Below are 17,870 nucleotides of genomic sequence, written 5' to 3'. Positions count from 1 at the left end.
CGGCCAGCGTGGCGGGAGCGGTCATTCTCTCCCGCACCGGGTTCAACCAGGACGTCTTCGAAGGCTGGGTGATGCTGATCGCCGCCTTCTTCGTGGCCACCATGATCTGGTTCATGGCGCGCGCCGCCCGCACCCTCAAGGGCCAGATCGAAACCCGGGTGGGCTCCATGGCCGGCACAGGCTCGACCATCGGCCTCTTCCTATTCGTCTTCCTCATGGTCCTGCGCGAAGGCGTGGAGACCGTTCTCATCCTCTCCGCGGTCTCCCTGAACTCGACCGAGTTGATGAGCTTTTTGGGGACGCTCGCCGGCGTGGCGCTGGCGGTGGTCTTTGGCGTGATGTTCGTCAAGGGCAGCGTGCGCATTAACCTGGGTAAGTTTTTCCAGATAACCACCGTCATCCTCTTCTTCGTGGCCTTCCAACTGGTGGTCTCCGGCTTGCACGAGCTCTCCGAGAACGGGGTGCTCCCTTCCAGCCGGCGGGAGATGGCGATCATCGGCCCCATCGTGCGCAACGACCTGTTCTTCTTTGTGACCATCCTGGCGCTGGCGGCGCTGATGGTGCTGTTCGAGTACCGGCGGCGCGCGCCGGCGCCGGCGGCGGCTGAATCGCGCGCCGAGCAGCGCAAGCAGGAGTGGACCTTCCGGCGGGAGCGCCTGTGGATGGCTTCGGTCTATGCCAGTTCCTTCGTCTTCATCCTTCTGGTGACGGCACAGTTCATCTACGCGCGCAGCGCCACGGGGCTCTCCCCCGCCACGGAGGTGACCTTCGAGGACGGCCGCTTGGCCCTTCCCCTCTCCGAGGTCGGCGCGGGCGAGCTGCACCGCTACTCGGCCAGCCTGAAGGGCGTCCCGGTCCGCTTCTTCCTCTACCGCAAGCCGGATGGGACGGTGGCCGCGCTGCTCGACGCCTGCGAGATCTGCGGCCGCGTCGGGTTCTACCAGACCGCCACCGGGGTGGTGTGCAAGCACTGCGCCGCCCCAATCAACCCGCAGAGCGTGGGCCAGCAGGGCGGGTGCAATCCCGTCCCTCTCAAAGCCACTTTCACCGAGACGACGGTGACCATTTCCGAGGCGGACTTCGCCTCCGCTTCATCGCGCGTGAAGGACTGAGAATGTTCATCCGCCTGGTCTACGAGTCGTTCCGGCGCCAGCGGCGGCGCAAGCTGCTAGCGGGAACGGCCATCGCCCTGGGCGCAGCGGTGGCGACGGCCATGATCGCCGTGGCCACCGACATCGGCGACAAGGTCAGTCACGAGCTGCGCAGCTACGGCGCCAACCTGGTTGTCTACCCCCAGGAGGACACGCTGGACGTAGAAGCCGGAGGGCTGAACCTGAAGCCGGCCAGCGAAGGCGCGTATCTGCGCGAAGCCGACCTGCCGAAAATCAAGGGCATCTTCTGGCGCAACAACGTAGTGGCCTTCGCTCCAATGCTCCCGCTCCAGGCGGAGGTTTCTGCGGCCGGCGGGACCGAGAAGGTCGCAATCCTTGGCACGTACTTCTCCAAGGAGTTAACCCTGGGGAAGGAGCGCTTCACCAGCAGCATCCGCGCGCTGCATCCTTGGTGGAAGGTGGAGGGCGTCTGGCCGGCCGATGATTCCGAGCAAGTCCTGGTGCGGACGGAGTTGGCCTCGCGTCTGCACTTGAAGCCCGGCGACGAAGTGCGTATAGCGGGCCGAAGCGTTCGTGTGGCTGGAATCCTCGATCCCGGCGACCCCAAGACCGAAGCGGTTGTGGTCCCGCTGCACATGGCGCAGGAGATTGCCGAGCGGCCGGGAGCGGTCCGCCGCGTGCTGGTGAGCGCGCTGACCAAGCCGGAGGACGCATTCGCGCGCCGCGATCCCGGCAGCATGAGTCCCGCGGACCGCGACGCCTGGTACTGCTCGCCCTACGCCAACTCCATCGCTTTTCAATTGCGCGAGGCCATCCCGCACTCGCAGGCGGAGCAGATCCGCCAGGTGGCGCAGAACGAAGGCGCGGTGCTGACTCGCATCGAAGGGCTGATGCTGCTACTGACGTTGGCAGCGCTCGTGTCCTCGGCACTGGCTGTCTCCGCCGCCATGACCACCGCCATGCTGCAGCGCCGCCGCGAGGTCGGACTGATGAAGGCCCTGGGCGCCGGCAACCAGGCCATCGCCGCCGTCTTTCTGGCGGAGTCTGCGATCCTGGCGCTGGTGGGCGGCGGGATCGGCCTGCTGGCGGGGATGGCGATGGCCCGCCAGATCGGCAAGTCAGTATTCGGCAGTGCCATCAGCTTCGACCCGGTACTGCTGCCGCTGGTCCTCGGTCTGGCCGTTCTGGTGACTCTTGCCGGCAGCGCAGCGGCGATCCGACGCGCCCTGCGCTTCGATCCGGCAATCGTGCTGCGAGGCGACGCATGAACCCGCGACGCTCCATGTTCCTGCGCATGCTGCTCCGGGCCGCCCTGGTGCACCCGGGCCGCTCGCTAACCGCGCTCACTGCCCTGGCCGTGGCCGCTACCGTCGCCACTGCCATGCTCAACCTGTACACCGACGCCGGCGCCAAGCTGGAGCGTGAATTCCGCAACTACGGCGCTAACCTGGTGGTGATCGGACCGGACGGCGGCACGTTGCCCGAGGGCGCTTTGCAAACAATCGAGACCGCGATGGGCGGCCGCGGGATCGCGGTTCCCTTCTCCTACGCTATCGCCAAGACCAGCGACGGCTCGCCGGTGGTGGTGGCCGGGACGGACATGATCCGAGTGCGCACGCTGAACAGTTGGTGGTCGGTCACGGCCTGGCCCGCTGCCCCCGGCGACGCCTTGATGGGCGCGCGCGCCGCACAGGCACTCGCGCCCGACGGGCAGCCCTTTGACCTGACCTTCCAGGGACGCACTCTTCGGGTGAAACCCGTGGGAACGCTGCGCACCGGGGCAGCCGAGGACAGCCGCATCTACCTGCCCATGGCGGATTTTCAGGCGTGGACGGGAATCGGCTACTCGACCATCGAGGTGCGGGCCGCGGGGTCGCCTCAACAGGTCGAAGAAGCTGCGCAGCAACTTTCCGCGGCATTGCCCCAGGCGCAGGTGCGCCCGGTGCGCCAGATCCTCGAAGCCGAAGCGCAGGTGCTGGGCAAGACCCGCTCCACCATTCTGGCGGCAGTGGCCCTGATCCTGGTGACCGCTGCCCTGTGCGTGCTGGCCACGCTCACCGCTTCGGTATTCGACCGCCGCAAGGACCTGGCGATCATGAAGGCCCTGGGCGCTTCGGAGTGGATGGCTAACGGTCTCTTTCTGGCGGAGGCGGCGGCGCTGGGAACAACCGGAGCGGTCATCGGATTCGCTCTGGGGGTGGGCGCGGCGGCGTGGATCGGGCGCGCCAACTTCCATGCCCCCATCTCCCCGCGGCTGGACGTTTTTCCCGCGGTGCTGGCGGGGAGTATCTTGGTGGCTGTGCTTTCGGCGCTGATTCCCATCTCCCTGCTGCGACACGTGCAGCCGGCAGCGATCCTCAAAGGCGAGTGATGGTCATCGAACTCAAACACGTGCACAAGACCTACCCCGCGAAAGCAGAGGGCGATTCCAGCCTGCTGCACGCGCTGGAAGATGTATCGCTCGAGGTGGCAACCGGCGAATGGCTGGCGGTGATGGGGCCGTCGGGCTCGGGAAAATCGTCGCTGGTGAACCTCATCGGCGGGCTCGACCGCCCGTCCGCCGGCGAAGTCTGGGTGGAGGGCAAGGAACTGGGCTCGCTCTCTGTGGGCGAGCTGAACCGCTTCCGCGCCGAGAAGATCGGTTTCGTCTTTCAACAGTTCCATCTGCTTCCCTATCTCACGTCTGTCGAGAACGTGATGCTGGCGCAGTACTTTCACAGCATGACCAACGAGCAGGAGGCGCGGCAGGCGCTGGAACGCGTAGGGCTGGGCGATCGCGCGGAGCACCTGCCGGCGCAGCTCTCCGGCGGAGAGCAGCAGCGAGTGTGCATCGCGCGCGCGCTCATCAACGACCCGTCGATTCTCGTGGCCGACGAGCCCACCGGCAGCCTGGACGCCGTCAACGAAGAGATTGTGATGCGGCTGCTGCGCGACCTGCACCGCCAGGGACGCACCGTCATCATGGTGACCCACGACCCGGTGGTGGCCCGCCTGGCCGACCGCCGCGTGGACCTGCATCACGGCCGCATCGCCTCCCAGGAGATCTTCGCCATGGCCGACGCGGAGCAGTTCGACGAGGTCCTGGAAGAGATGTGGGTCATCGGCGAGAGCAACGAGCTGGCCGAGGTAGGCCGCATGAGCGTCTCGGGGGCGCTGCCCGTCTCCCTGGCGGTGGACAAGATGCGGCAGATGGGGTTGGTCACGGTCGAGGCCCACCCGCCGCAGCCGCACGGCCACAAGCCGGTGCTCGACCGCTGCCACGACTTCCTCCGCCCCGCCGGGGACCTGCCTGCGGACGGCGACAGGATTGTCGGCTTCACCGAGCGCGGGCGGCAGCGGGCCGCGGACATCATCCGGCGCCACCGCCTGGCCGAGCGCCTCTTCATGGAGACCCTGCACATGCAGGACGAGAGGGAGATCGAGCAGCAGGCGTGCAAGTTCGAGCACATCCTCTCGCCCGAGGCCACGGAAAAGATCTGCTCCTTCCTGGGACACCCCAAGACCTGCCCGCACGGCAGCCCCATCCCGCCCGGAGCCTGCTGCGGAAGTTAGAACACCACTCTCAATTGTGGGGATTTAAGAGGCGTGGAATCTGTGACTTAAAGCGTGATTCTTCAGTAAAGCCTGAATTCCACTTCGACGTTGATCTGCACCGACACGGCCTGGCCGCTCTTGCGCGCGGGTTCGAACTTCCACTGACGAACGGCCTCCACGGCCTTCTCGTCCAGGCCCATCCCCAGGCTGCGGGAGATGCGGATGTCGTGCGGGCGGCCGTCCGGCCCAACAATCAGCCAGAGAGTTACCGTGCCCTCGTACTTGGCCTTGCGGGCCTGCTCCGAATACTCCGGATCCGGCTGGTAGAGGATGCGGGGCGCTGAGACCCCACCGCCCACGCGGAAGATGCCGCCGCCGATGCCGCCGCCGCGACCGGGGCCGACGCCCGGTCCTTCCCCTGAGCCTACGCCGCCTCCGCTCCCGGACCCGATACCGCCGCCGGAGCCGGTGCCGTTCGAAGGCGGACCGACCTGGGCCACGGGGTCGCCGAAGGTGGGCATGTTGACCTGGGCGAGCTTCACCTGCGGTGGGATGACCACGGTAGGCTCCACGGGCAGCTTGGGGTGCTCATTGCGGACGATGACCGCCGGAGGCGCCAACTGCTCCATGGCCAGCTTGGGCAGCTTGCCCTTGGGAGCGGCCAGTTTGTCGCGGTCGCCGCCCCCGCCGCCGCCGCCGATGGTGTCGTGCTTCTTGTTGGAGAGCGGCAGATAGTCGGAGATGTCCGTGGGGATCAGCACCACGGCTTCGTGGCGTCGCGCTTCGACCACTTTCCCGCCGCCCAGGTAGAAGGCCGCGATGGCCACGGCAACACTGCCATGCACCAGAACGGTGCCGGCCCATCCTGACTTGCGATTATCGTAGGCACCCCAGATGTCGCGCACCTTCGCTGGCTTGGACTGGAGTTGCAGCGGCGGCAGCTTCTCCGGGAACAGCAGCGCACCCAGGTTGGCTGCGAGCGAACGCCACAGCGGCTGGTCCAGGCGGAGCTCCCGCACCGACACGGGACGCGAAGCCAGTTGTAAGGGCGCGGGGGCCGGGGAGAACAACCCGCTCAGGCCGCGAGCGAGAGAGCGCCACAAAGGCACATCGAGCTCGAGCAGCAGCCCCAGGTCTTCTTCTTCTGCCGGGTTTTCCCGGCGCGGGTTCTTATACAACTCCAGCTGCAACACGATTCCCTTCCCCGCTGCAACCGCTATACGGCCAAAATGCCGGCGGCTTGCTCTACCGGCTTCTTTAAGAGATGACCAAAGTCCCCCCGAAGTTGCATGAATACACCCCACCCGTACCGAGGGAATATGACTTCGCTACCCTGTTGGATGCCGCCAGGAGCCTGGAGGTTCCCCGGCGAGGGAACTTCTTTCCTATCCCCGCCGTGCCGCGGCGGAGGCCTCTCCACACCCGATTGCCGGAAGGTTTCTCCGCTCCCTTATAATGAAAAATCATCGGCATCACGGAGAAGGAATGGGAGCACCCACGGACCTGAAGGCCACCATCAACCTGCCCAAAACCGGCTTCTCCATGAAGGCCAATCTTCCGCAGAACGAGCCCACCATGCTCGCCCGCTGGGAAGAAATGGGCATCTACGAGCGCATCCGGGAGGCGCGCCGGGGGGCGCCCATCTACCTGCTGCACGACGGCCCTCCCTATGCCAACGGGCCCATCCATCTGGGGACGGCGCTGAACAAGACCCTGAAGGACTTCGTGGTGAAGTCCAAGAACATGGCGGGCTTCGACTCCCCCTACGTGCCCGGGTGGGACTGCCACGGCCTGCCCATCGAGATCAAAGTGGACGAGGCGCTGGGCCGCAAGAAGCTGGAGATGGCGGCGCTCGATGTGCGCCGCGCCTGCCGCGAGTATGCCGAGAAGTACCTCGACCTGCAGCGCGGCCAGTTCAAGCGGCTGGGCATCTTCGGGCGCTTCGAGCGGCCGTATTCCACCATGTCGCCGGACTACGAATCGGTGATCGTCGCCACCCTCTACGATTTCTTCGAGAAGGGGTACGTCTATCGCGGCCTGCGGCCTGTGTACTGGTGCATCAAGGACAAGACCGCGCTGGCCGAAGCCGAGGTGGAGTACGAGGACCACACCAGCCCCAGCATCTGGGTGAAGTACGCGCTCACCAGCGACCCCGGCAAGATCGATCCCGCGCTGGCCGGAAAGAAGGTCAACACCATCATCTGGACGACCACGCCGTGGACGCTGCCGGCCTCCATGGCGGTGGCCTTTCATCCCAAGCTGGAGTACGTCGCGCTGGAGGCGACGGGCCAGGTGTACGTGGTGGCGGGAGTGCTGGCCGCCCGGACGCGGGAGACCTGCAAGCTCGAAGGGGTGCGCGAGATTGCGCGCTTTCCCGGCACGCGGCTGGAGCGCGCGACCTTTGCCCATCCCTTCCTGGAGCGGCAAGTCCTCGGCGTGCTGGCCGATTACGTCACCACCGACCAGGGTACGGGCGCGGTCCACACCGCTCCCTCGCATGGCCCCGACGACTTCTACACCGGCGCCAAATACAAGCTGGACCAGACCTGCAACGTGGATGAAGCCGGCAGGCTGCGCAACGGACTGCCTGACTACGATGGCCAGACCGTCTTCGAGGCCAACCCGCACATCGTCGAGCTGCTGAAGAAGCGGGGCGCGCTGCTGGCCGTGGAGCAGATCGCGCACTCCTACCCGCACTGCTGGCGCTGCCACCAGCCGGTCATCTTCCGCGCCACCGAGCAGTGGTTCATCTCCATGGAGAGCAAGCTGGAGGGCGGAACGCTGCGCGAGCGCACGCTGGAGCAGATCAAGAAGGTGAAGTGGGACCCGGCTTGGGGCGAAGAGCGCCTCTCCAACATGATCGCCAGCCGGCCCGACTGGTGCATCTCCCGGCAGCGGGTGTGGGGCGTGCCCATCGCGGTGTTTTATTGCGAGGGCTGCGGAGAGGTGCTGCACTCACCGGAGGCCAAACGCGCCGTGGTGGAACTCTTCGCTCGCGAGGGCGCCGATGCCTGGTTCGCCAAGCAGGCGGCGGGGATCCTTCCCGCGGGCACGAAGTGTCCCAAGTGCGGCGGCGCACAATTCCGCAAAGAGATGGACATCGTGGACGTGTGGTTCGAATCCGGCGTCAGCCACCTGGCCGTGCTCGGTCACGAGCCCAGGCTGCCCTGGCCCGCCCATCTGTACCTCGAGGGCGCCGACCAGTACCGCGGGTGGTTTCAGTCCTCGTTGCTGGTTTCGATCGGGGCCAAGGGCGTGCCTCCCTACCTGGGGGTGGCTACCCCCGGCTGGACCCTGGACGAGCAGGGCCACGCCATGTCCAAGTCCCGGGGCAACGACGTGGATCCGGTGGACATCGCCAACCGCCTAGGCGGGGAGATTCTGCGCCTGTGGGTGGCCTCGGTGGACTTCCGCGAGGACGTGGTCGGCTCCGAAACCCTGATGCAGCGGGTGGCGGAGGGCTATCGCAAGGTCCGCAACACCTTCCGCTTCATCCTGGGGAACCTCAACGGCTTCGACCCGGCGCGGGACGCGGTGCCATTCGCGGAGATGGAGCCCATCGACCGCTACCTGCTGCTGCGCGCGGCGGAGGTCACGGCGCGGGCCCGCCAGTGGTACGAGGAGTTTGCCTTCCACAAGGTCTACCACCAGGTGCACGATTTCTGCATCGTAGACTTGAGCGCGTTCTACTTCGACGCGCTCAAGGACCGGCTGTACACCCTCGCTCCCCGGTCGCGGGCGCGGCGTTCGGCGCAGACGGCCATCTGGAAGATTGGAGAGGCCCTGGTGCGGCTGTTGGCTCCCATGATGAGCTTCACCGCAGACGAGATCTGGGGTCACTTGCCCCCGGTGGCGGGGCGGGCGGCCAGCGTCCACCTGGCGCTCTTCCCTGCCGAAGGCGATCTGGTCGAGGGCGGAGTTTCGGCGGCGGAGCGCGAAGCGCTCCGCGCGGATTGGCAGATCCTGCTGTGGGTGCGCGATCAGGTGCTGCAGGCGCTGGAGAGCGCGCGCAACGCCAAGACCATCGGCGGCAGCCTGGAGGCGCAGGTCTCGCTGGCCGCCCCGGCGGCGGTGCACTCGGTTCTGGACCGGCATGCGAAGGAGCTGTGCTCGCTGTTCATCGTCTCGCAGGTGGCGCTGGAGAAACCAATCTCGGGAGACGGGGTTTCCAGCATCAGCGTCCAGGTGCGCCGCGCGGACGGGCGCAAGTGCGAGCGCTGCTGGAACTATTCGACCCGGGTGGGAGAAAGCATGAAGTATCCTACGGTGTGTGAGCGCTGCGTGGCGGCTCTCGATGAGATTGCAGGGGGAAAGTAGCCGGGCATGACCGGAAGCCGCGACATGCGCAAATACCACTTTCTGGGCGCGGTCAGCGTGTTCCTCGCCGACCAGTCCAGCAAGTGGCTGATCACCCAGCGCATCGTGCTGCATGAGAGCGTCACCGTCATCCCCGGGTTCTTCCGCCTGACCCACGTGGTCAACCGCGGGGCCGCGTTCGGGCTGCTCTCCGACTCGGAGTGGAACGTGGCCATCCTCATCTTGTTTTCCCTGGTTGCCCTGGCGGTGGTCTCCACCCTGCTGTGGCGGAACAGCCACCGGGTGAGTACCACTGGATTCGGGCTGGCGCTCATCCTGGGTGGGGCGGTGGGCAACCTGTGGGACCGGTTGCTGGACGGGCACGTGGTGGACTTCTTCGACTTCCACCTGGCCGGGTACCACTGGCCTGCGTTTAACGTTGCCGATAGCGCCATCGTGATTGGGGCCCTGCTGCTGGTGGCGGAGATCCTCTTTGCCAAGGCGCCGGCCGGGGAAAAGGCCCTCTCCGGCCGCTAGGCACGGCTCCGCCAGGCGTCCCAGCCCGAAGTGACCGGTGAACTAGCCCTCCCGGAAGACCCCGGTGTATGCTTTGTCCACTATGGACGAGCGCGAGTTGGCCAACACCGTAGTGGAGATCGTGGATCACGCCGCTTATCGCAACGCGGTGCACCACGTAGCCTGCGTACACATTGCCATCGGGGGCCGGCGGGGATTCGACCTGCAGGCGCTCGATGCCGCCTTCGGGACCGTCGCCCGCGGCACGGTGGCCGAGGGGGCGCGACTCGAGGTCCGGGTTCTCCCGGTGACCCGTCGCTGCCACAACTGCGGGACCAATTTCGAGGCCGCCGCCGACGACTGTGAGTGTCCGCACTGCGGCCATCCCCACACCGACCCCATCACTGGCGAAGAGGTGCGGGTGCTCGACATGGAAGTGGAGGAATCAGAACTCAAGACCCCGGCCTGAATCGCTCACCCATCCCAACTCCAAGGAGAACCCCCGTTATGCCAGTCCTGTCCCCGGTCGAGACCCAGGAGGATTTGAATCCATTTCGCATTGCCATGCGCCAGTTCGACATTGCAGCAGAAAAGCTGCAGCTGGAGCCCGGATTGCGCGAGATTCTGCGCCGCCCGCGCCGCGCGCTTATGCTCTCCCTGCCAGTGAAGATGGATGACGGCTCCATCCGCGTCTTCCAGGGCTTCCGCGTGCAGCACAACAACTCCCGCGGCCCCTGCAAGGGCGGCATCCGCTACCATCCCAACGTCAGCTACGACGAGGTGCAGGCACTGGCTTCCTGGATGACCTGGAAGTGCGCCACCGTGAACATCCCCTTCGGCGGCGCCAAGGGCGGCATCATCTGCGACCCCAAGCACATGTCCAAGGACGAGTTGGAGCGCCTGACCCGCCGTTACGCCTACGAGATCTCCGCCATCATCGGGCCCGCCATCGACATCCCGGCGCCCGACGTCTACACCGATGCCCAAGTCATGGCCTGGATCATGGACACCTACAGCATGACCCAAGGCCACAGCGCGCCCGGGGTGGTGACCGGCAAGCCGTTGTTCCTGGGCGGCTCGCAAGGCCGCAACGAGGCCACGGCACGCGGCTGCGTCTTCGTGATCCGCGCCGCCTGCGAGGTCAAGAAGATCGATTTCAAGGGAGCCACTGCGGCCATTCAGGGCTTCGGCAATGCCGGAAGCATCGCCGCCGAACTTCTGGCAAAGCAAGGGATGAAGGTCATCGCCGTCAGCGACTCGAGCGGCGGCATCCTCAACCGCAACGGGCTGGATGTGCCGGCGGTGGTCGCGCACAAGCACAAGACGGGCTCGGTCGTGGGCTTCCCAGGCGCCGAAATCATCAGCAGCGAAGAGGTGCTGGAGCTGGAGTGCGACATCCTGGTCCCGGCGGCGCTGGAGAACCAGATCACCCTGGCCAACGCATCGCGGGTAAAGGCCAAGATCGTGGCCGAGGCCGCCAACGGCCCCACCACCCCCGGCGCCGATACCATCCTCCACGAGAAGGGGATCCTGGTGCTGCCGGACATCCTGGCCAACGCCGGCGGGGTCACCGTCTCCTACTTCGAGTGGGTGCAGGACCTGCAGGAACTCTTCTGGGACGAGGAAGAAGTCAACCGCAAGCTGGAGAAGATCATGGTGAAGGCGTTTGCCGACGTGCATTCCACCGCCAGCAAGTACAAGGTGGACATGCGCACCGGCGCCTACATCCTGGCTATTGACCGCGTGGCCACCGCCACCCGGTCGCGCGGCATCTGGCCGTAAACCCCACCCGCTTGCCAAGAAGGCCTCCGCGATGCGGAGGCCTTTTTGTTGACGCCGTCTACCCCTCCGGCTAGAATCCGCCGAAGCAACCATTGTTGGCACCCGCGGCACCCGCCTGGGGCGCTGCGGAGGCGCAAGGAGGGACTGTGGACCATAAGATAATCGCACGCGTCGGACTGTTGGTGTTTTCCGCGCTCCTGCTCATGGGCTCGACGCCCGGTGAACCCGCGTGGAGGATGCAGGCGGATTACGTGGAAGCCTGCAGCTGCCACTTGTTCTGCCCCTGCTACTTCAACAAGCACGCCGAACATCCTTACTGTGAGTTCAACATGGCGGTGAAAGTCCGCGCGGGGCATTCGGGCAAGGTCAGCCTGGACGGAGCCAAGTACTGGCTGACCGGGGACCTGGGCGACGAATGGGGCACAAACAAAAAGGGGAAGTGGGCTGTGGTTTCGTTCGATCCATCGACGACTAAGGAACAACGCGACGCTCTGGCTCCGATCATTCTGAAGACCTACGGCCTGGAGTGGGGTGAGTTGAAGGTGCAGGAGGCGCCGATCGAGATCTCTCGCACGGGGGATGTCGTCGAAGCCAAGCTGGGCGGCGGCCAAGTGGCTTACATGAAGCTGCAGCGCGAGCCTGGCACGGACGGAAAAGGCGTGACCCTGAAGAACGTGGGCTACTTCGGAGCGCAGGGGAACGGCGGCTTCGAGATGTACAAGTCCATCGAGCACCGTTCGGATCTACCGGACCATAAGTTCTCCTACGCGGGTCGCAACGCGTTCCTGATCTCCATCGACGTGCGTGAGGGCGCCACGGGCGGGATGTCCGGAGGGCACCACTAGAGAGCGCTGATCCAGTCGTTTCTACAGGCCTCCGCGACGCGCAGGCCTCTTGTTTCTGCACTGCCTTGGGGAGAACTACGGGGTTCCGTAGAGCCGGCGGTACACGATGGCGTTGCGCATCACCGCCTGCACGTACTCCCGGGTCTCGGTAAAGGGAATGGATTCCACGAACTCGTCCACGTCGCGATACTGGCCGTTGGCGCGCCACTCGGCCACCCGGTCCGGTCCGGCGTTGTAGGCGGCCAGGGCGTACTGCGGCGTGCCTTCCAGGCTGTCCAGAAGGCCGCGGAAGTAGCGCGTTCCCATCTGAACGTTCACCGAGGGGTCCAGGAGCATGTTGGTGGAGAAGTGGCGGAGCTTGATCTGCCGGGCCAGCGTCCGCCCGGTGGAGGGGAGGATCTGCATCAGGCCGAGGGCGCGGGCGCGGGAGACGGCGCCGGCATGGAACTCCGACTCCTGGCGGATGAGGGCGGCGACCAGGAAGGGGTCCAACTGGTTCTCGGCGGAGTACTTCTGAATGTCGGACCAGTAGAGCCGGGGGAAGAGTGCCTCCCAGAAGGGGCGCGGCAGATCGGCGATCTCGAAGGAAAAGTATCCGGGGACGTCCTTCTTCAGCATCTGCATGGCGCGCCAGTTACGGCCGGTGGACTGATAGATGCGGACAATCTCTCCCACGGCCCACAGCGAGCCATCCTTGGAATAGGCGGCGTCCAACTCAGCAATGGCCAGTTCGAACAGGCCGCCGTTCTGCAGCAGGAAGCTTTTCTGGACGCGCAGGTTGTCGGAGGGCGCGGCCGAGCGCTGGAAGCGCACAGGCGGCGTGGCGGCCGGGATCTTGCTCAGCAGGGGCCCGGGAGGAACGTTGCCGTCGCTCTTGATCACGCGCAAGCGCTCCCGAGCCAGCTCCGCGTAGTAGAAGAACCGGAAGCGGTCACAGAGCTTCTGGTAGTAGGCGTGCGCCTGGTTCCAATCCTGCGCCTCCTCCGCCAAGCGCCCGCGCCAGTAGAGTGCGTTCGGGACCTCCACCGAGGCGGGATAGAGCTTGATCTGCTCTTCGAACAGGCGGCGGGCCTGGGCGGAGTCTCCCAGGCGCATGCGCAACCACGCCGCCTTCCAGTGAGCGTAGGAGGCATTCGTGCCATTGGGCGAGCGCGTGTACAGCTCGGTGTAGAAGCGGCCAGCGGTCTCGAAGTTGCGCAGCAGGAGCTGCGAGTCCCCGGAAGCGAGCAGGAGCTGCTCCAGCCAGGTGCTCTGCGGCGCGCTGTTCCGCAGGGCCTGCAGCAGGTCGGCGAAGCGCCCGGAGTCGCGGCCGCGGGCCATTTCCGCCAGATAGTAAAGGCGCTCGGAGTTGCGCTCGTCCGCCGACTCCGGAATCTTTTCCAGGATCTCGCGCGCTTCCTTGTATTTCTTGATACGGAAGAGCGCTCCCCCCAAGCCGAGGCGCACACCGTTCTCGTCCACTAGGTGAGACTCCGAAAGCAGGTTGTGATACTCCTCGGCGGCCTCTTTGTAGCGCTTCCCTCGCAGCAGCAGGTCGGCGCGCTGTTTGCGCTCCGCCTGCAGCGGAGCAGGAACCTTGGCGCGCTCGGACAAGGTTTTCAGTTGGGCGCCGGCCTCTTCGGAATCGGAAGCCAGCGGCATGGTGAAATAGGCGCGGCGCCACGCCTCGGCAGCCGCATCGGTCTGACCGGCCGTGGCATAGGCGCGGCCCAGCGCCAGCTCCACGTCGGCGCGTGCCGGAGTGCGGTGCGCTTCCAGCAGGCGGATGGCTTCCCTGGCCTGGCCGCTGGCGAGCAGCGCTCTCGCCTGTAGCATCAGGGCGTCGCGCAGGAGGATGGAATCGGCGTAACGCTTATCGAAGCCATCGAGGGTCGCCGCCGCGCCTCGGGCATCGCCGCTCGAGAACTGGGCGTTCCCCAGGAAGTAGTCCACGTAGTCGCCAAGCTCTCCGGCGTGGGTGCGGGCATTCCTCAGCGGCGCCACGGCCTGCGCGTATTGGCTGTCCAGGGTGCGGGCATACCCCATCACCAGCCAGGCGAGCGCGCCGGCGTCCTCCGCCTGATGCTTCAGCGCGTAGGCTTCAACTCCGGCGTAGGCTGCGGAGGTGCGGTTGTCCAGAAGCTGGATGGCCATGGGCTTCAGGTCGGACGAAGCGACGAACGCCTGCGTCACCTGCTGCACCCGGGACGGGACCACCGCCGCCGGCTTGGCGGCCAGCTTCTTGCGCGTCTTCTTGTGGGGAGAGGTCCTGGCGCCCGTGGGCGGGGCGCTGGATTGAGCGTGCGCCGGGGGTGCACTGGGCTGCGCACCGGGAACGGGGAAAGAAATCAGGGACAGGATGACCAGCGTTGCTACGAAGGGATGAGTGCGCACGGTACCTTGGGACTACCCGGAGAAATTTTCGCCCATGACAGAGGCATCATTCTCCGCCAGGATGCGGATCACTTCCTGGTTGAAATAGTCGCCGCTCGAGGCCGGAGTCTTGCCATAACGCTTCTCATAGGTGGCCCGGCTCTTCTCAATGTCTTCCTTCAAGCGGTCGTAGAGGTCGCTCTTTTGCCGGCCCTCGTTCACCTTGGTCTGGTTGTAGAGCTTGATCTCGTCCACCAGCAGCTTGGCGAAGCGCTTAGCCTTTTTATGGACCTCCCGGTCCTCGGCCGGGATGGCAGGCTCCTCGCGCGGAGGTGGCGGGGGCGGCGGTGGGGGTTCGGCAGCGCGTGAAGGCGTTTTGGGAGGTGGTTCGGGCTGCGCCTCCTTCTCGGGCTCGGCCGCGGCAGATCCTCCGCCGGATTTGCGCAGGGCCAGCACTTCCAGCCACTGCCCCGCCGAGCGCACCAGCAGGTGTAGCGCCGAGGGGTCCAGAGTGCCGTCGCCGGTGCCCGCGTCGGCGTACACCAGAGCCGCAACTTTCTCCTTCACCACCAGGGGCAGGACGACGGCGTTGCCGTCGCTGGGGTTTCCCACCGCGGAGACGAACTTGGAATCGAACTCGGCAGCGGCGGCGGCGGCCGGCATGCGGTCCTGGACCGCGCGCGAGGCCAGGCCGTCGGAGGTGTCCACGCTGAACTTCTTGATGGCGTCGTCGTCGTCGAAGCCGCGCCCCTGCCAGCCGGTGGCCGTCCCCCCGCGAATGACAAACAGCGCGGCCCGGCCGCTGAACTTGGCCGCACCCTCCAGCAGGGCTCGCAGAATCTCGGGTTGCGCATCGCCGTCCTGGATGGAGGATACCGCGGCGTTCAGCAGGTCCATGGACGAGCCACCGGGCGGGGCGCCGACTATGCCCTCCAGCTGCTCCAAGACCCGCTTGACGATGTCCTTGCGCAGCTCCGCCCCGCGGGCTTCGAAAGCCTCCGCGACCGCGCCTTCCACGATGCTTTTGAGCTGCTTCGAATCGGCCATTCGGTTGGGACGGTGAGCCTTTGCTGGAGCCGGGGGGGGGACCCCGGCCCGAAACAATGCCCTTGCGGCGATTATAAGGGCTGGACGCGGGCTGTCAACGGCTCCGGGGCCCGGCTCCACGACCGTGGAACCAGTCCGGTCCGAGCCAGCGGGAGAAAACGCCGGCAGACTTTCCGAAGCGGATTGATTTCTAGGGCGTCCAATGTAAAAACACTGCCTCCCGCTGTGATGAAGTAATATGAACGGCCCCGACACCGTAAAATACCTGAATCCGGTGACCATGGAAGCCATCCAATCGAGCAAGGTGGAGCCAGGCGAAGAGCTGGTGCTGGTGCGGGCCGCCAAGTCTGGCGACATCTCCGCCTTCGAGCAACTGGTGAAGCGGTACGACCGGAACATCTTCCGGCTGGCACAGCACATCACTCAGAATCGGGAGGACGCCGAGGACGTGGTGCAGGAGGCCTTTCTTAAAGCGTATCAGCACCTGAACGGATTCCAGGAGCAGTCGAAGTTCTACACCTGGCTGGTGCGCATCGCGGTGAACGAATCGCTGATGAAGCTGCGACGGCGGCGCGCCGACAAGACCGTCTCCCTCGATCAGGAGATCGAGACGGAAGACAACTCCATGCCCCGCGAGGTCACCGACTGGAGGCCGAACCCGGAGCAGGATTACGGGCAAGCGGAGATGAACCAGATCCTGGCCAAGACTATCGGCGGTTTGCCGGGCGGCTTCCGCACCGTGTTCGTGCTGCGGGACGTTGAGGGGCTCTCGACGGAGGAGACCGCAGAGGCGCTGCAGTTGAGCGTCCCTGCAGTAAAATCGCGGCTGCTGCGGGCGCGCCTGCAACTGCGAGAGCGCCTGAACAAATACTTCAAGAAGCCCAAAGGGATTGAGGGCGAAGCGTGACCTGCAAAGATTTTCTGAAAGAGCTGACCGATTATCTGGACGGGGCCATTGACACTCGCACCCGCTCCGAGCTGGAAGAGCACCTGCTCTGGTGCCCCAACTGCCACGTCATCTGCGACACCACCAAGCAGACCATCCAGATCTACCGCGACGCCCAGCCCTACGAGCTTCCCGAGAGCCTGCGGACGCGGCTGCAAAAGGCCATCCTGAGCAAGTGCAAGTGCGTAAAACCCGCCAAGCGCAAGTCGGCGCGCGCCAAATCCAAGTAAGGAAACCTTTCCCGTAGAGACGACCGTCAGGCAGATGCTTCCGCCCATAGTAGCGCTTTAATCCCTTGGGCACGGCGGGAGACTTTACCCTTTCCGCCTTTTCGAAAACCGCGAAGGGATGGGGCCCCTCAGGGTTCGTCACCACCTGAAAAGGTGGGCTACCCAGTGGAACACCTCGCGCAGGTGCTGGAACAGGTCCTGGTTCGGGTTGGTCTCTCCGAAGTGCCACTTGCCCTCACTGGGTACAACATTCTGGGGGTCTAGAGTGAACTTCGGTAAGTCAAGCAGGACATGACCTGAGTTCGCGCCCGTCTGCGGATCCCCCGAAGACCTGAAATTGACGGAATCAGGGTTGTGGATCATCTCGTAGACATTGAACATTTCATCCAACACGCTGATCCTGAAGCCGGCATTCTTCAGTGCCTGTTTGGCATTGTGGAACGAACCTTGGAAGCTGAACAAACCTGCAGCGGTTTGGCCTTTGCCGGGCGGGAAGACCTCGAAGGAAAAACCAGCCAAGGCACCCGAGGTTTGAGTGAAGGAGGTTTTCTTACTTCCGCCCACGAAGGTGCCCGCAGAGGAGACCTCGCTCCCCTCCCTGGTGAAATGCACTCCGCTTCCATCTCCCGTTCTGGTCCACCAGATTCCCGTCCCTGTCGTTGCTGATCACCGTCGGTAGCAGGTCGCTGGAAGACGCAGGGTCCGCGATCTCACGCAGCAAACCAGCCATTCCTTAGAGCGACGACGCCTCGGACGAGGTCTGGGAACCGGTGAGCAACTCGTTGAGCAGCCCCAGCATGTCGCTGACGGTGAGGATGCCGACCAGCTTTCCGTCCTCCACTGCCAGCAGCGCGCCGATTTTCTTGGTATAGAGCAGCGCCACGGCTTCGGCGACGGGGGCGTCGGGAGAGACCATCATGGGATTCTTGGTCATGGCCACGGTGATGGGAGTGGCCTCGAACACGCGGTTGTAGTCCTCGGGCGTCATCTGGGCGAGCATGGAGGGCGCCAGACGGGAAACGTCGCGGTCGCTGATGATGCCCACCACCTTCCCCTCCGCGGTGAGGATGGGGACGTGGCGCTTGCCGGTGCGGCGGATGAGCAGGGCGGCGTCCAGCAAGCGCGAGTCATCGGGCAGCGTGGTGACGCTGGTGGTCATGTAGTCGCGGACTCGCATGGAACCTCCGGCAGCACCCATGGCGGCGCATTC

General features: G+C 65.4%; 16 protein-coding genes. 11 read left to right on the top strand and 5 right to left on the bottom strand.

Going from position 1 to position 17,870, the window contains the following annotated elements; all coding sequences use genetic code 11:
- From VGQ94_05785 to VGQ94_05770, 4 genes are all read left to right on the top strand, one after another.
- Positions 1-1,112: Fe-S-containing protein (locus VGQ94_05785; protein ID HEV2022021.1), on the top strand; the 1,112-nt coding region annotated here is incomplete at its 5' end.
- Positions 1,113-1,114: 2 nt separating this feature from the next.
- Positions 1,115-2,380 carry an ABC transporter permease gene (locus VGQ94_05780; GenBank protein HEV2022020.1) on the top strand — a complete coding sequence of 422 codons (1,266 nt, stop codon included), beginning with the start codon at positions 1,115-1,117 and terminating at the stop codon, positions 2,378-2,380.
- Entirely contained in the window at positions 2,377-3,483 is a 1,107-nt protein-coding gene (locus VGQ94_05775) for an FtsX-like permease family protein (GenBank protein HEV2022019.1), read from the top strand. The genes VGQ94_05780 and VGQ94_05775 overlap by 4 nt, the downstream gene beginning before the upstream one ends.
- Positions 3,483-4,664: an ATP-binding cassette domain-containing protein gene (locus VGQ94_05770; protein ID HEV2022018.1), complete on the top strand. Its 1,182-nt coding sequence runs from the start codon at positions 3,483-3,485 to the stop codon at positions 4,662-4,664. Before VGQ94_05775 ends, VGQ94_05770 begins: the two co-directional genes overlap by 1 nt.
- 62 nt (positions 4,665-4,726) lie before the next feature.
- On the opposite strand, the gene VGQ94_05765 is transcribed toward VGQ94_05770, so the two are convergent.
- The gene (locus VGQ94_05765) at positions 4,727-5,839 is read right to left on the bottom strand and encodes an energy transducer TonB (GenBank protein HEV2022017.1); all 1,113 of its coding nucleotides are present in this window, start codon (positions 5,837-5,839) and stop codon (positions 4,727-4,729) included.
- A gap of 292 nt (positions 5,840-6,131) precedes the next feature.
- Here VGQ94_05765 and ileS point away from each other — a divergent pair, with 292 nt between their 5' ends.
- The 5 genes from ileS (at position 6,132) to VGQ94_05740 (ending at position 12,085) form a co-directional block, all read left to right on the top strand.
- Positions 6,132-8,963: an isoleucine--tRNA ligase gene (gene ileS / locus VGQ94_05760; GenBank protein ID HEV2022016.1), complete on the top strand. Its 2,832-nt coding sequence runs from the start codon at positions 6,132-6,134 to the stop codon at positions 8,961-8,963.
- A 6-nt stretch (positions 8,964-8,969) separates the two neighbouring features.
- Positions 8,970-9,479 carry a signal peptidase II gene (gene lspA, locus VGQ94_05755; GenBank protein HEV2022015.1) on the top strand — a complete coding sequence of 170 codons (510 nt, stop codon included), beginning with the start codon at positions 8,970-8,972 and terminating at the stop codon, positions 9,477-9,479.
- An 82-nt stretch (positions 9,480-9,561) separates the two neighbouring features.
- Positions 9,562-9,927 carry a hydrogenase maturation nickel metallochaperone HypA gene (locus VGQ94_05750; protein ID HEV2022014.1) on the top strand — a complete coding sequence of 122 codons (366 nt, stop codon included), beginning with the start codon at positions 9,562-9,564 and terminating at the stop codon, positions 9,925-9,927.
- A 38-nt stretch (positions 9,928-9,965) separates the two neighbouring features.
- A complete protein-coding gene (locus tag VGQ94_05745; protein ID HEV2022013.1) occupies positions 9,966-11,240 on the top strand; it encodes a Glu/Leu/Phe/Val dehydrogenase in 1,275 nt (424 codons plus the stop codon).
- 146 nt (positions 11,241-11,386) lie between these two features.
- Positions 11,387-12,085: a DUF1326 domain-containing protein gene (locus VGQ94_05740; protein ID HEV2022012.1), complete on the top strand. Its 699-nt coding sequence runs from the start codon at positions 11,387-11,389 to the stop codon at positions 12,083-12,085.
- Between the two features lie 75 nt (positions 12,086-12,160).
- Here the strand turns inward: VGQ94_05740 and VGQ94_05735 are convergent, their stop codons facing one another.
- Positions 12,161-14,458 (bottom strand): transglycosylase SLT domain-containing protein, encoded by a 2,298-nt coding sequence (locus VGQ94_05735; protein ID HEV2022011.1) that lies wholly within the window; start codon positions 14,456-14,458, stop codon positions 12,161-12,163.
- A gap of 12 nt (positions 14,459-14,470) precedes the next feature.
- Entirely contained in the window at positions 14,471-15,484 is a 1,014-nt protein-coding gene (locus VGQ94_05730) for a GAF domain-containing protein (protein ID HEV2022010.1), read from the bottom strand.
- Positions 15,485-15,764: 280 nt separating this feature from the next.
- Between VGQ94_05730 and VGQ94_05725 the strand changes: the two genes are divergently transcribed.
- On the top strand, positions 15,765-16,391 hold the full coding sequence (locus VGQ94_05725; protein ID HEV2022009.1) for a sigma-70 family RNA polymerase sigma factor: 627 nt from the start codon (positions 15,765-15,767) through the stop codon (positions 16,389-16,391).
- Positions 16,388-16,660 carry a zf-HC2 domain-containing protein gene (locus VGQ94_05720; protein ID HEV2022008.1) on the top strand — a complete coding sequence of 91 codons (273 nt, stop codon included), beginning with the start codon at positions 16,388-16,390 and terminating at the stop codon, positions 16,658-16,660. Before VGQ94_05725 ends, VGQ94_05720 begins: the two co-directional genes overlap by 4 nt.
- 138 nt (positions 16,661-16,798) lie before the next feature.
- Here the strand turns inward: VGQ94_05720 and VGQ94_05715 are convergent, their stop codons facing one another.
- On the bottom strand, positions 16,799-17,272 hold the full coding sequence (locus VGQ94_05715) for a hypothetical protein (protein ID HEV2022007.1): 474 nt from the start codon (positions 17,270-17,272) through the stop codon (positions 16,799-16,801).
- Between the two features lie 121 nt (positions 17,273-17,393).
- Complete coding sequence (locus VGQ94_05710) at positions 17,394-17,837, bottom strand: CBS domain-containing protein (protein HEV2022006.1); 444 nt, start codon at positions 17,835-17,837, stop codon at positions 17,394-17,396.
- Between the last annotated feature and the right edge of the window lie 33 nt (positions 17,838-17,870).

This window comes from Terriglobales bacterium (assembly GCA_035937135.1).
Lineage (GTDB): Bacteria > Acidobacteriota > Terriglobia > Terriglobales > Acidobacteriaceae > DASYVL01.
Note: the sequence above shows the minus strand (reverse complement) of the source record. Positions and strands in the feature narration are given on the sequence as shown.